This is a genomic window from Paenibacillus sp. Soil750, from assembly GCF_001428045.1.
In the GTDB taxonomy this organism is placed as follows: Bacteria; Bacillota; Bacilli; order Paenibacillales; family NBRC-103111; genus Paenibacillus_E; species Paenibacillus_E allorhizoplanae.
Genome location: NZ_LMSD01000034.1, coordinates 93,713 through 107,636, shown reverse-complemented (window position 1 = coordinate 107,636; position 13,924 = coordinate 93,713). Strand labels below are relative to the sequence as shown.

Genomic DNA, 13,924 nt, shown 5'->3' with positions numbered 1-13,924 from the left:
CTTTGTATGACTTCCTAATTTCCTTAATCATAATGAAAAAGATCGAGGATATAAAGATAGAAAGCAGCACTTCACCAAGTGTAATTTCCATACCTTCACCTCGATTTCCGTTGGTTTTGTTTAGTGTATGAGGTGAACACAGGAAATTGACGTTAGGATACAAAAATAAGCTTCTCCCATTCGTAATTAATGGGAGAAGCTTATTTTTTACACTTTGCGTGGTATATCAAAGCTCCAGAAATCCCTCGCTAAGTGACTATTCGAGTGAATTTGTTGTGCCTGGTGAAGCAGTTCATTTACGCTTTCCCCTTGATACCGCGAACTAAGATGCGTCATGATCAGCGCATTCGCACCAGCCTCCTGTGCAGTCCGCGCCGCATCTGTCGAAGTCGCATGATCGAAAGCATAGGCTAGCTCCTGCTTATCCATGGCGAAGGTCGCTTCATGAACGAGAACATCGGCACCTCTTGCCAACTTTTTAGCTCCCTCACAGTAGCGTGTATCTCCTAAAATGACGACCACGCGACCAGGAACTGGAGCACCTAAGAAATCTTGCCCATGTATAGTCCGGCCATCCTCAAGCTGTACCGTGTGTCCTAGTTTCAGTTGGCCATAGATCGGACCTGGTGGTACTCCGAGTTCCTTAAGCTTTTCATTTAGAAGCTTGCCAGGTTGATCCTTCTCCACGATGCGGAATCCAAAACATTCAATACGATGCTCTAAGCGAGCCGTTTCGACAAGAAAGCTTTCGTCTTCGAAAATAATCCCCTCTTCATCAAGCTCTACAAGATGAAGTGTATAACTCAGATGAGCCCCACTGACTTCCAGCGCAGTCTCAACGAATTGCTTAAGCCCCCGCGGACCATATAAGGTCAATGGTGTATCTCCACCCAAATAAGATCGACTCGTCAATATTCCTGGGAGCCCATATAGATGATCACCATGCAAATGCGTGATGAAAATTTTCTCCGTTCGTCCCAACTTCACCGGAGAGTTCAGAATCTGCTGCTGCGTCCCCTCTCCGCAATCAACAAGCCAATATGTTCCCCGTTCGTCTAATAAATTCAAGGCAATTGAGGTTACATTTCGTTGCTTGGAGGGCATACCTGCCCCCGTTCCTAGAAAATACAAGTCCACAAGCCAAACCCCATTCTATCTCAATATCACATCGGCAAAACGGAAAGCGAGGATGCCGCGGAACAGAATCGTTCCTACTCGCTACCTCGCTCTCGCAATCTTATCCTACGTTAAAATAACGTGCTTCTTTATGTGCAAATACAATCGCAGATACGGAAGCTTCCGGCTCCATCATGAATGACTCCGTCAGCTCAACGCCGATATCCTCAGGCTTCAGCAGATTAAACAGCTTCGCTTGATCTTCGAGATTAGGGCAAGCTGGATAACCGAATGAGAAACGTTGTCCGATATATTTGGCTCCGAATCTTTCTTGCATCGTCATATCGACACGGTCTGCAATACCAACAACATCGCGCATAATGTGATGAACACGTTCTGCAAAGCCTTCGGCTACTTCAAGCGCTGTCGCTTGCAACGCATGGGATTTCAAATAATCCCCTTTGTCACGCCACTCTTTTGCCAATTCGTTAATATCATGTCCAGCTGTCACGAGTAGGAAACCTACATAGTCCATTTCGCCGCTTTCTACGGATTTCAAATAATCAGCCAAGCAGAGGTACGGCTCTTTATCTTGACGAGGGAATGTAAATGTCTCAAGCACCTTGCTCGTATCTTGCGGATCATAAATGATGACATCATTCCCGTTCGATTGTGCTGGAAAGAAACGATACATGCCATGAGCCTTAATGATACCGTTATGCTGCGCAGCGTGAAGGATTGAATCTACCGTGTCCTTTAACTGAAGTGCTTTGGAATCCTTATCACTCAGCAGTTGCTCTACTTTACCCTTCAAACCAAGGTGATGACCTAACAGCATTTGCATGTTCACATAAGGCATCAAATGACTAATCGGGTAATCACGCATGATATGACGATCAGTATCTTGTGGCACCTGAACAGGTAGATCCTTAGAAACTGCAGAAGAACTCACACGTGTTAGCTGTGGCAGCTTCTCTTCTTTTTTTCCTGTATCCATAACATCGGATTCTAAGCTTTCACGAAGCTCTTGAATCAACCGTTTACGCTGCTCAGGGTCACTCAACTTGTTCGCGATATCCAGACCATCCATCGCATCCTTCGCATATAGAACAACACCCTCATATTCCGGTTGAATACGTGTCTTGGTGAATTTCCGAGTAAGCGCAGCACCACCGACGAGAATCGGTACATCTACACCTGCAGTCTTTAAATCCTGCGCAGTGATAACCATTTGTTGTGCGGATTTAACAAGTAATCCAGACAACCCGATCGCATCTGCTTGCTCTTTACGATAAGCTTCGATGATTTGCTCCGGTGGTACTTTAATTCCTAAATTGATAATCTTGTATCCGTTATTGGATAGGATGATTTCAACGAGGTTTTTCCCAATATCGTGAACATCCCCTTTGACGGTTGCCAAAATAATTTTGCCCTTCACCGCAGTCTCGGATTTCTCCATGAACGGCTCCAGGAAATTAACGGAAGCTTTCATGACTTCAGCACTTTGAAGCACCTCAGCTACGATAAGTTCGTTGCCATTGAACAAACGCCCAACTTCCTCCATCCCCTTCATAAGCGGTCCATTGATGACCTCTAACGGTGAATAAGTTTGAAGTGCAATCTCCAAATCCGGTATTAAGCCTTCTTTCGTGCCTTCAACAACATAAGAGCCTAGTCTTTCTTCCAGAGATAGGTTGGAAATCTTCTCCTTCTTCTCGACCTTCTTCTCACGGAAATGGGCAACGAATTTCGCCAAGGTATCATCGTTGGTATTATAAATGAGTTCCTCTGCTAGTTGACGCTCCGTATCAGGAATCGACGCATACCGTTCTAGTTTCTCCGTATTTACAATAGCGTAATCAAGACCAGCCTTCGTACAATGGTACAAATAAACAGAGTTCAGAACCTCACGACCTGCATCCGGTAAACCGAATGAGATGTTACTTAGTCCTAGAATCGTTTTGGCGAGAGGATACTTCTCCTTAATCAGCTTGATTCCCTCGATTGTTTCGACGGCAGAGCCAATGTACTGCGGATCTCCTGACCCAACTGGGAACATATTTGGATCAAAAATGATATCCTCTGGATTCATGCCATATTTGCCTGTAAGTAGCTCATACGAACGTGTTGCTACCTCAATTTTGGCTTGACGGGAAACCGCCTGTCCACGCTCGTCAATTAAGATACAAACGACCGATGCCCCATAGCGATGAATCAGAGGTAAAATCCCTTCGAATTTGCTCTCTCCATCTTCTAAGTTAATCGAGTTAATAATCGCTTTACCTTGCGAATATTTGAGCCCGAGTTCGATAATATGATCATAAGTGGAATCAATCATTAACGGAACTTTGACCTTTTTCACAACTTCTTGCATGAATTCTTCTACTGCATAAGCTTCATCAATGTCCGTATCCTGTAGATTAATGTCGATAACATGAGCGCCATTTTTCACCTGGTTACGCGCAATTTCAGAGCCCTCTTCAAATTTGCCTTCTTTAATAAGGCGTTTAAACTTCCTAGATCCGGAGATATTCGTCCGTTCTCCAACCATGATTGGTCGATTTTCCGGCTCGATATATACAGTTTCAATACCTGAAATCGCAGGTGGATGAGAACCGTATTCCCCTCTTGGTTTGTAATTGGCCAGTGTTTCTGCCATTGCCTGAATGTGAGCAGGCGTCGTTCCGCAGCAACCACCAGCAATATTGAGCCAACCTTGCTCAGCAAAGCCAGCCATTTTTTTGGCCAAAGATTCTGGAGACTCATGATAATGCCCATTCTCATCCGGCAACCCTGCATTCGGATAACAACTGATCGCTGTATCCGCAATACCAGAAAGGGTACGAATATGATCCCGCATAAATTCAGGTCCTGTCGCACAGTTCAAGCCCATCGAGATTGGCTTCAAATGCTCAAGGGAAATATAGAAGGACTCAATATTTTGACCAGCAAGCGTGGTTCCCATCGGTTCAATCGTTCCCGAGATCATAATCGGAAGCTCTACACCTAACGTTTCAAAAGCTCTGCGAATCCCAATACTGCCCGCTTTCACGTTTAGCGTATCTTGGGATGTTTCCAGAAGCATTGCATCAACACCTGTTTCGACAAGTGCAAGTGCTTGTTGATAGTAGCTTTCTTCCAGTTGTTCGAACGTCACGCCACCTGTCACAGACAAGGTCTTAGTTGTCGGTCCCATTGCACCTACAACGTAACGTGGCCATTCCGGTGTCGAATATTTCTCAGCGGCAGCAATCGCCAATTTCGCAGCGGCGATGTTCAACTCCCGATGACGGTCTTGCAAATCGTATTCCGCCAGTACGACACTCGTCGTCCCGAACGTATTCGTTTCTATCATATCAGCGCCAGCGGCGAAATAAGCTTCATGAATTTTTTGAATAACATCTGGGCGTGTGACACATAGAATTTCATTACACCCATCGAGATCATCACTTCCGAAATCATCAGCAGTCAAGTCCTCTTGCTGAATCATCGTACCCATGGCACCATCTAGGATCATTATCTTCTTCTTAAGCTGTTCTTGAATCGGTGGTTTCTTCATGGCAAGACTCCCTTTCAACTTTTCCTAAAGCAAAATATAAAAAACGACAAATTATGTTAAGATTTAGTGTAACAGAATACGGCTTCTATGAAAAGATTTTGAATTATGATAAATTCCTATAGGATTTATCGGAAAAATTTATATCCTTCCATCGACAGTTAGCTTGTTATCCTCTATAATATGGTTATATTTATTTAATGAAAGAGGGATGTAACGTGGCACAAATTAGAATCCGGAATACCAATGAGCGCATTGAAGGCGAAGATGAAGTTAAAGCCTTCTTAGATAGTCAAGAAGTCGTATACGAGCATTGGGATGCGAACAAACTTCCTGTAGCACTTCGCGAGAAATTCATTCTTAGCGATGAAGAAAAAGCAGAAATCATTTCCACGTACGAAGCTGAAATTAAAGATCTAGCTGCTAGACGCGGATATGAAATTTGGGATGTCATCTCCCTATCTGATGTAACTCCGAATATTGAAGAGCTTCTAAAAAAATTCGAACAAGTGCACACGCACACCGAAGATGAAATCCGCGCTATCGTTTCTGGAAAAGGAATTTTCATCATCAAATCCGAGGAACTTGGTTATTTCGATGTTGAACTTGAGCCAGGAGATGTGATTTCTGTTCCTGAGAACACGAATCATTTCTTCACCTTGATGGATAACCGTGAAATCGTAGCTGTTCGCCTTTTCATCGAAAAAGATGGCTGGGTAGCTTACAACATTGATGATCCTGACTTTATTAAAGGATAATTGTTACGTTAACAGAATAAAGCCCAATAGCACTTCAGACCATTGCGTCTTAAGTAGCTGTTGGGCTTTATTTCTATACGAAATTAACCATTACTGATAATCGGCAAAATTTCTTGAAGTCGTGACACTTCATAAGCAGGCACGATCTCATCACCACTTTGAAGCCCATGATGATTAATCCAAATGTTACGCATTCCAATGCTTCCTGATCCCAATATATCTGTCGTCAGTTTATCCCCGATCATGATGCCTTCCTCCGCATTAATTTCAAGCAGACCCAGTGCATAATTGAAAATCGCCGCTGCTGGCTTACCTTGTCCAAATTCTCCAGAAATCACGATATGATCAAAGTAAGCAGCAATCTCAGGAACCCCTGCTAGTTTCTCTTTTTGTAAATCCGGTGAGCCATTCGTTAAAAGAAGAAGCTTGTAGTTGCCTTTCAACTCATCTAGAACACGGAATGTTTCTTCATATACATAGGGACGACTGCGGCGTTCGGCTGCAAACAATTCCCCCAGCTTGTACCCTAAGTCACGATCTTCAATCCCTAGTCCTGCAAGCCCTCTTGTCCAAGATTCTGTGCGATAGCCAGGTGCTAGCTTCTCTAATTTGCGGAAGTTTTCATCCTCGCCTTGTGTGAAGTTAGCCCATAGTCCTTCAAATGGGTTAATCCCAATCATTTTGGTAAATGGGAACGTATCGAAAGATTCATATAAACTCCTTGCTTCTTTACGAACAGATGCTTCTAATTCCTCCGGGTTCAACCCATTGACTTGCTTCGCGGCTTCTGCGCATGTTGCAGCAAAAGCTTCCTCCACACTACGATCATCCCATAACAGTGTATCATCCAAATCAAATAGCACAGCTTTCAACGTCATCATTCATTTCCCCTTTGAATGTAGTATCTATTGTAGTAGGTTTATTTCTCTTCGTCAGTAAACTTAATGGAATCTAGTTGAACCTTCAGGTTACCCCTGAATGCATTAATATAGATTTTCCTTAGCTCATTTCGCTCATCAATCTCTGCATCCGTTAGACCAACTGTCTTCGCCTTTCGAGCTAGTTCATTGATTCGCTCAATCGTCTTATCCATGCTGTCACTCATTGTAATCCTCCCAGTCAAAATTTCAATATGAGTACTACTTTGCCATCACCGATTAGGATTGTCAAGGATACAACGCAAAGAGACATAGCAACAGACGGCTATGTCTCGAACAATCATCTATATAGTGAACTAAGAATTAGCTCATTAAGGTAGTAGTAGAACTTGCCCCTCTTGCAATGAACTGTTCGATAAGTGATTCAATGCTCTCAACTTCTCAATATAAGAACGCGTGTTCTCACCCTTCTTTTTGTGAGCTTCTGCAATCCCCCAAAGAGTATCACCACTTTGAATAACAACTTTCTCGTTTAGAGTAGATTTCGCTGATGGTTGCGCGGAAATGATCGGTGTAGACACGGTAACATTGCCATCACCTGCATAGGCTTGTACGATCGCACCGAACGAAAACACAGTTCCAAGAATTACTGCTATCAGTATGAAACGAAGTAGTAGCTTCGAATAACCCCGTTTAATCGTCATCCCTTTGGATGCATGAGCAGTACCACGAAGTGTTGTTGTTCCGTTAGATTGTGAATAAGCCATATACATATAATTCATCCCCCAAACATTTGTTCTGTTATTAGAATAACACGAACACATGTTTGAGTCAACCATTTCTCGAACTTATGTTTGTACGAACTCGGGTTCTATGTTATACTTTGGGTAATGATTCCCAGTATTGGAGTGATATCTTATGAGTAAAATTTCGCAGCGTCAACAAGCAATAATGGAATTCATTAAGAACGAAGTGAAAGATAAGGGTTACCCGCCTTCCGTTCGTGAAATCGGCGAAGCAGTTGGACTAGCCTCCAGTTCTACCGTACATGGCCATTTGGAACGTCTTGAGAAAAAAGGCATGATTCGTCGAGATCCTACCAAACCGCGTGCAATTGAAATTCTAGGGCTGGATGGTGCCGAATCCCAATTCGCTGTCTCCGTCGCTCGTGTTCCCCTCGTTGGTAAAGTAACGGCTGGTGTTCCTATTACCGCCACTGAGAATATTGAAGATTATTTCCCACTTCCTTCAAGTATGGTTGGTGACAACAACGTGTTTATGCTTAGTATTATGGGTGACAGTATGATTGAAGCTGGTATTCATAATGGCGACTATGTCATCGTTAAACAACAACAAACAGCGAATAACGGTGATATCGTTGTCGCAATGACAGAAGATGATGAAGCTACTGTTAAGCGTTTCTACAAAGAGAAGGATCATATTCGCCTTCAACCGGAGAATTCAGCTTTACAACCCATTCTATTGAAGAATGTAACGATCCTTGGACGTGTAATTGGCTTGTTCCGGGATATGTAAGAACGGCAGATACCGCAAAAAAAGCAAGGCTCTCAAAGTGAACTTTCACTTGAGAGCCTTGCTTTTTACCATATAAGAATTTATAAGTTTCCAGTACCCTGTAGAACAACTTCTTATTGGCGATAAAAACCACCATATATAGGGATCTTTGGTCGGAGGTCAAAGTCTCTCTACTAAAACGCGGTCGCTCTTCCTCGAAGGACTTCGATAGAAGTTTTTTCTCACATTTAAAACGTCAATACCCAGTTCCCCGCACGGAAGATAGGTTCGATCGTCCCATCCGCTAGTTCTCCATCGATTTCAAGCTCCGCAGAACCAATCATGAAGTCTACATGAATCAAGGAGCTATTCCCTCCGCGAGCCTTCAGCTCTGCATTCGACAACTTAGTACCATCCTTCAAATTAATCGGATAACAGCTACCCAACGCTAAGTGACAAGAAGCATTCTCGTCAATACCAGTGTTGTAAAAAATACGATTTAAATTAGAAATCGGAGAATCAAACGGAACGAGTGCAACCTCACCTAAATACCTCGCGCCTTCATCCATATCCAGTAAACGTGCCAAATGGTCATAACCTACCTCCGCTTGGAAGTTCACAACCTTGCCCGCTTCGAACGTAAATGTAAACCGATCCACTAAAGCGCCATTAATATTCAATGGCATTGTACTCGCTACCGTACCACTAACACCTGTTCGGTTTGGAATGGTGAACACTTCTTCCGTCGGCATATTCGCTACATAGCGGACACCGCGAGCGTTCTCGTTATCTCCCCCTAGCCAAATATGTCCTTCTGGCAGCTCGACACGCAAATCCGTACCCGTAGCCCGGTATCGCAAAGCTTTATAGCTTCTTTCATTCAATAAGCTATGCGTTGCCTTCAGCGTATCCAAATGGGACTGCCAAGCTGCCACGGGGTTCTCTTCATACACACGGTTGATTTTGAAAATAGCATCCCACATCGCAGGAATACGCTGCTCCTCTGGCAGATCCGCGTACACAATCGATGCCCAAGCTTCTGTTGGTGCTTTAATTAAACACCAGCTAAACTCACCTGTACGCACATAGTGCTGATACTTGGCTCTTGCCGTTGAAGCGGCTTTCGAAGCCCGCGAAATTAAACTGGCATCAATGCCATCATACAAATTCGGATTCGGTACCTTAATGTTCAATAAGGCTCCTCCGTTTTCAACAAAACGCTCGAGCATCGTTGTGTACCACTCCGGGTAATAGTCCATCGAATCTTCTGATGCATAATCAAATTTATTCCGCGTAACGACGTCATCCTGCCAATGCACATGGACAAAATTCGCCCCAGCCTCATACGCTTTCTGTACGATTAATCTGGTTAATTCCAATGTTTCAATGGGAGCTTCAACCAACAAATCTTGGCCTTTATTCAAGTTAACCCCGATTCGGATTACTAACTCTGCATACTTCTCTAAATTCCGATTGAAATTGTCCATAGTTCAATTATTCTCCTTCGCATTAAAAAGCCCATCAGTTCTCATAGACGAGACTGACGGGCTTTAATTATCTAATTGTCATGTTCAAAAACCTAGTAAAGAGACAGATATTGATCTCTTTCCCATTGGTGAACTTGCGTACGGTACATGTCCCACTCAATTTCTTTCAACTCATAGAAATGCGCTAGCGCATGCTCACCAAGTGTATCGCAGACAACATCATCACGAAGCAACTCGTCTAAAGCTTGTTTCAAGTTAAGAGGCAAGCTAGGAATGCCTTCAGCTTCACGCTCTTCTTCCGTCATCACATAAATGTTGCGATCTGTTGGCGGAGGAAGCTGCATTTTGTTCTTAATGCCATCCAAACCAGCTGCAAGCATAACCGCAAGTGCAAGGTAAGGATTTGCTGCTGGATCCGGGTTACGAACTTCAACACGCGTGCTTAGACCGCGGGAAGCTGGAATCCGAATCATTGGGCTGCGGTTACTAGCAGACCAAGCTACATAGCAAGGCGCTTCATAGCCAGGAACCAGACGTTTGTATGAGTTAACAGTTGGGTTCGTAATAGCAGCGAAAGAACGCGCATGACGTAGTACACCAGCCATATATTGTCTTGCAACCGTGCTCAAACCTAATTTGTCGCTCTCATCGTAGAAGGCATTCGTCTCACCTTTGAACAAGGATTGATGACAATGCATACCAGATCCATTCATTCCGAACAATGGCTTCGGCATAAATGTAGCATGCAACCCATGCTGTCTAGCTACCGTTTTAACAACTAGTTTGAACGTTTGAATTTGGTCAGCAGCTTTAATCGCATCTGCATATTTGAAGTCGATTTCGTGCTGGCCTGGCGCTACTTCATGGTGAGAAGCTTCGATTTCAAATCCCATTTCTTCCAGCGTTAGCACGATATCACGACGGCAGTTTTCCCCAAGATCCATCGGTGCCAAATCGAAATATCCACCTTGGTCATTCAATTCCGTTGTTGGATTGCCTTTGTCATCTGTTTTGAACAAGAAGAATTCTGGTTCTGGTCCAACGTTCATTGCAGTGTAGCCCATTTCTTCTGCTTGCTTCAACGCATTTTTCAAAATGGCGCGCGGATCTCCAGCGAACGGAGTACCGTCTGGCATATAGATATCGCAGATCAAACGAGCAACTTTGCTCTCAGTTACCCAAGGGAAAATTACCCATGTATCTAAATCGGGATATAAATACATATCCGATTCTTCAATTCGCACATACCCTTCGATGGAAGATCCATCGAACATCATTTTATTATCAAGCGCTTTCTCAAGCTGGCTCAAAGGAATTTCAACGTTCTTAATACTTCCCATCAAGTCTGTGAATTGCAAACGGATAAAGCGAACGTTTTCAGCTTTGGCAATACGAAGAATATCTTCTTTGGAGTAGTTATTGTTGTAAGTCACGCGTGCATTCTCCTCTCAAATGTAAGCGATTTGGCAACCTATTTGTAAAATCTGGAAAGCTGGCCTTGAATCAATGAAACCTGATCCGGACGTTTACCCCCGCCAATCAATTGTTGCTTCAGCATTTTGTGCAATTGAGAGTCGGTTAATTCCTTACGCTTCACTTCCGTGTGCTCGTTAAGAATAGTTGCATCTTCAGAATCCTTATCTACAGGGATAAGAACCTGCTTGATACCTGCAATGTTAACACCTTTTTCAATCAAATCTTTAATCTCAAGAAGACGTTCCACGTCATTAAACGAATAGAGCCGTTGATTTCCAGCTGTTCTAGCTGGGATGATTAATTCGTGTTGCTCATAGTAACGAATTTGTCTTGCCGTTAGATCTGTCAGCTTCATGACGATCCCAATGGGGAATAACGCCATATTCCTACGTATTTCATCACTCATGCTAATCACTCCTGGTCAGTAAGTACCTCACTCTCATTGTACCTTTCTAACAAAAACGTGTCAAGGAGTGTCAGGTTTGTTCACAGTTTAAATTTTCACAGTAATCCCTTGTCTTCCATATGTTGGATAGCAGTTAGTACACCTAACTTGCAATGTGAGTAGGTCAAACCGCCTTGCATATAAGCGATAAAAGGTTCACGAATCGGAGCATCCGCTGACAGCTCTAAGCTGCCACCTTGAATGAAGGTCCCTGCTGCCATGATAACAGGATGCTCATACCCAGGCATGTCCCAAGGCTCAGGTACGACATGCGAATCGACAGCAGACGCCTTTTGAATGCCTTGTACGAACGTAATCAAATGTTCCGCTGATGTGAAGCGGATCGCTTGGATCAAGTCCGTCCGCTGCACATCCCATCGCGGTGAGCTGACAAAGCCGAGGTCTTCGAATATCGCTGCCGCGAAGACCGAGCCCTTGACGGCTTGCCCCACCAAATGCGGGGCAAGGAATAGCCCTTGAAACATAGCTCGCGTCGCGCCGAGCATAGCTCCGACCTCGCCCCCTATACCGGGGGCGGTCAATCTGTACGCGGCGAGCTCGACGAGGTCGCGTCGCCCGGCGATATAGCCGCCCGTAGGGGCGATGCCGCCGCCAGGGTTTTTGATCAGCGAGCCGGCCATCAGATCGACGCCAACTTGCGTCGGCTCCTGCAGCTCGGTAAATTCACCATAGCAATTGTCCACGAAGACAATGAGCTCTGGGTTGATCTCTTTGACAAATCGGACCATTTCGCCGATTTGTTCGACCGTGAACGACGGCCGCCAGGAGTAGCCACGGGAACGCTGGATGCCGATCACCTTCGTGTTCGGCTGAATGGCTGCCGTGATTGCTGGCCAATCCGGCGAGCCGTCTTCCAGAAGCGCGACTTCACCGTAGTCGATGCCGAAGTCTTGCAAGGAGCCCGTGCCGTCTCCAGGCTTACCAATGACCTTGTGCAACGTATCATAGGGCTTACCTGTGATGTAAAGTAGATGTTCACCAGGACGCAAAACACCGAACAAAGCGGTACCGATCGTATGTGTTCCCGATACAAAGTGTGGGCGAACTAGTGCTGCTTCTGCCCCCATAGCATCGGCATAGACTAGGTCAAGCACTTCTCTGCCTCGATCATTGTAGCCATAACCCGTCGAAGAAGCAAAATGATAATCACTTACTTTATGTGTTTGGAAAGCACGTATAACTTTCCATTGATTTAGATCGATCGTTTTCTCAATTTGACGAAAAGCGCTCTCTACGCGTTTCTCCGCCTTTTCCATTCTGGCAATAACTTTTTCCCCGAAATGCATCTTAGTTGCTCTCTCCCTCATTCTCATCCTGCTCTGGCTTCGCTGAAGATTGATCGTAATCTACCAGCAAATAGGCCTGTTTCACATAATCTTCCTTGTTTACACGAACCTTGAAGATCATGTCTTCCCCATCCACATCGGTCTCAAGCACCTCACCAATACGATACATGAGGGCAATGACATCCCCTTTATTGGCTGGAATGCGGAATTCTTTACTATCGCCCATCAGCTTATCTTCAATCGTAATACGAAGACGTTCTAAATCCTCAGGTGTGTAAGCACTCACCTTCATGAATTCACCTTGGTCAGACAGCAATTCCCGCTCTTCTTTTGAGATAAGATCAATTTTGTTGAAGACAGTGATCTGTTCCTTCTGATGGGCGCCTAGCTGCTCAAGTACCTCTCCAACAACACGCATTTGCTCACCCCGCATATCTGTGGAGCTATCCACCACATGCAGAATCAAATCTGCCTCATTCGCCTCTTCTAACGTGGCACGGAACGAAGCAACTAGATCATGGGGTAGATTTTGAATAAAACCTACTGTATCTGTGAGGACGATTTCCTTGCCGCTTGGCAATATCATTGTCCGAGACGTCGGATCTAACGTAGCGAAAAGTTGGTTCTCAATATAGACGTCTGCTTGTGTTAATTGTTTCAATAACGTGGACTTCCCTGCATTGGTATACCCAACTAACGCAACTTGAAAAACACCACTTTTCTTACGACGTTCCCGATGCAAAGTACGGTGACGCACAACTTCTTCCAGCTGCGCTTTCAGTTCGTCAATACGTCCGCGGATATGTCGACGATCCGTTTCTAGCTTCGATTCCCCTGGTCCTCTTGTCCCGATACCGCCACCCAAACGCGACAAGTTTTTGCCTTGCCCTGACAGTCTAGGTAGGAGATAGCTTAGTTGTGCTAATTCAACCTGGATAATTCCTTCACGTGTTTTGGCACGCTGTGCAAAAATATCCAAAATGAGCTGAGTACGATCGATAATTTTCACATCAAGTGCTGCTTCTAAGTTACGAACTTGTGCACCTGACAATTCCTGATCGAAGATCGCCGTATTCCCACCCAGCTCTTCCAACATCAGCTTTAACTCTTCGACTTTCCCTTTCCCAATAAACCACTTGGTATCCTTAGCTTCTTTGTTCTGTGTCATCGTGTCCAGCACCTGAACGCCGGCCGTTTCCGCCAGCTTTACAAGTTCTTGTAACGAGTATTCAGCCAGCAGCTCATTTTTCTTCTGCTTCTGTGTAATCAAACTGACGAGCACCGCTCTGTCATCGATTTCTTTTTCTACCATATGTGAAGTTGTTTTCATAGTCGTCTCCTTTACTTCCTTCAAAATGCTTAAAATGACCGAAATAAGGCCAAATT

The 13,924-nt window shown here is 44.5% G+C and carries 12 protein-coding genes; 2 read left to right on the top strand and 10 right to left on the bottom strand.

The features are described 5' to 3' along the window. Positions 1–207 precede the first annotated feature (207 nt). Together rnz and metH are read right to left on the bottom strand one after the other, a co-directional pair. Positions 208–1,137, bottom strand: coding sequence for a ribonuclease Z (gene rnz, locus ASL11_RS25015; protein ID WP_056620916.1), 930 nt, complete (start codon positions 1,135–1,137; stop codon positions 208–210). 100 nt (positions 1,138–1,237) lie between these two features. After that, positions 1,238–4,675 (bottom strand): methionine synthase, encoded by a 3,438-nt coding sequence (gene metH / locus ASL11_RS25010; protein ID WP_056620915.1) that lies wholly within the window; start codon positions 4,673–4,675, stop codon positions 1,238–1,240. Positions 4,676–4,890: 215 nt separating this feature from the next. On the opposite strand from metH, the gene ASL11_RS25005 reads away from it, so the two are divergent. Next, positions 4,891–5,430, top strand: coding sequence for a 1,2-dihydroxy-3-keto-5-methylthiopentene dioxygenase (locus ASL11_RS25005; protein WP_056620914.1), 540 nt, complete (start codon positions 4,891–4,893; stop codon positions 5,428–5,430). 83 nt (positions 5,431–5,513) lie between these two features. Here the strand turns inward: ASL11_RS25005 and ASL11_RS25000 are convergent, their stop codons facing one another. The 3 genes from ASL11_RS25000 to ASL11_RS24990 form a co-directional block, all read right to left on the bottom strand. After that, positions 5,514–6,308, bottom strand: coding sequence for an HAD family hydrolase (locus ASL11_RS25000; protein ID WP_056620913.1), 795 nt, complete (start codon positions 6,306–6,308; stop codon positions 5,514–5,516). A gap of 41 nt (positions 6,309–6,349) precedes the next feature. After that, positions 6,350–6,535: a DUF896 domain-containing protein gene (locus ASL11_RS24995; protein ID WP_056620911.1), complete on the bottom strand. Its 186-nt coding sequence runs from the start codon at positions 6,533–6,535 to the stop codon at positions 6,350–6,352. 144 nt (positions 6,536–6,679) lie between these two features. Further along, positions 6,680–7,081 (bottom strand): LysM peptidoglycan-binding domain-containing protein, encoded by a 402-nt coding sequence (locus ASL11_RS24990; protein WP_056620909.1) that lies wholly within the window; start codon positions 7,079–7,081, stop codon positions 6,680–6,682. Between the two features lie 145 nt (positions 7,082–7,226). On the opposite strand from ASL11_RS24990, the gene lexA reads away from it, so the two are divergent. Further along, entirely contained in the window at positions 7,227–7,844 is a 618-nt protein-coding gene (lexA, locus tag ASL11_RS24985; RefSeq protein ID WP_056620907.1) for a transcriptional repressor LexA, read from the top strand. A 227-nt stretch (positions 7,845–8,071) separates the two neighbouring features. Here the strand turns inward: lexA and ASL11_RS24980 are convergent, their stop codons facing one another. From ASL11_RS24980 to hflX, 5 genes are all read right to left on the bottom strand, one after another. After that, complete coding sequence (locus ASL11_RS24980; RefSeq protein WP_056620905.1) at positions 8,072–9,310, bottom strand: aminopeptidase; 1,239 nt, start codon at positions 9,308–9,310, stop codon at positions 8,072–8,074. 92 nt (positions 9,311–9,402) lie between these two features. Next, positions 9,403–10,743, bottom strand: a complete 1,341-nt coding sequence (gene glnA, locus ASL11_RS24975; RefSeq protein ID WP_056620903.1) for a type I glutamate--ammonia ligase — start codon at positions 10,741–10,743, stop codon at positions 9,403–9,405. 38 nt (positions 10,744–10,781) lie between these two features. Continuing rightward, the gene (locus ASL11_RS24970; RefSeq protein ID WP_047676992.1) at positions 10,782–11,192 is read right to left on the bottom strand and encodes a MerR family transcriptional regulator; all 411 of its coding nucleotides are present in this window, start codon (positions 11,190–11,192) and stop codon (positions 10,782–10,784) included. Between the two features lie 95 nt (positions 11,193–11,287). Further along, positions 11,288–12,508, bottom strand: a complete 1,221-nt coding sequence (locus tag ASL11_RS24965; RefSeq protein ID WP_442953097.1) for a methionine gamma-lyase family protein — start codon at positions 12,506–12,508, stop codon at positions 11,288–11,290. A 31-nt stretch (positions 12,509–12,539) separates the two neighbouring features. Further along, complete coding sequence (gene hflX, locus ASL11_RS24960) at positions 12,540–13,868, bottom strand: GTPase HflX (protein ID WP_056620899.1); 1,329 nt, start codon at positions 13,866–13,868, stop codon at positions 12,540–12,542. Between the last annotated feature and the right edge of the window lie 56 nt (positions 13,869–13,924).

What these genes read in the sequence shown, in the direction of transcription:
- metH (WP_056620915.1), bottom strand. Translation starts at nt 4,675, where the DNA reads ATGAAGAAACCACCGATTCAAGAACAGCTTAAGAAGAAGATAATGATC.
- ASL11_RS25000 (WP_056620913.1), bottom strand. Translation starts at nt 6,308, where the DNA reads ATGACGTTGAAAGCTGTGCTATTTGATTTGGATGATACACTGTTATGG.
- ASL11_RS24995 (WP_056620911.1), bottom strand. Translation starts at nt 6,535, where the DNA reads ATGAGTGACAGCATGGATAAGACGATTGAGCGAATCAATGAACTAGCT.
- ASL11_RS24990 (WP_056620909.1), bottom strand. Translation starts at nt 7,081, where the DNA reads ATGTATATGGCTTATTCACAATCTAACGGAACAACAACACTTCGTGGT.
- lexA (WP_056620907.1), top strand. Translation starts at nt 7,227, where the DNA reads ATGAGTAAAATTTCGCAGCGTCAACAAGCAATAATGGAATTCATTAAG.
- ASL11_RS24980 (WP_056620905.1), bottom strand. Translation starts at nt 9,310, where the DNA reads ATGGACAATTTCAATCGGAATTTAGAGAAGTATGCAGAGTTAGTAATC.
- ASL11_RS24970 (WP_047676992.1), bottom strand. Translation starts at nt 11,192, where the DNA reads ATGAGTGATGAAATACGTAGGAATATGGCGTTATTCCCCATTGGGATC.
- ASL11_RS24965 (WP_442953097.1), bottom strand. Translation starts at nt 12,508, where the DNA reads ATGGAAAAGGCGGAGAAACGCGTAGAGAGCGCTTTTCGTCAAATTGAG.
- hflX (WP_056620899.1), bottom strand. Translation starts at nt 13,868, where the DNA reads ATGAAAACAACTTCACATATGGTAGAAAAAGAAATCGATGACAGAGCG.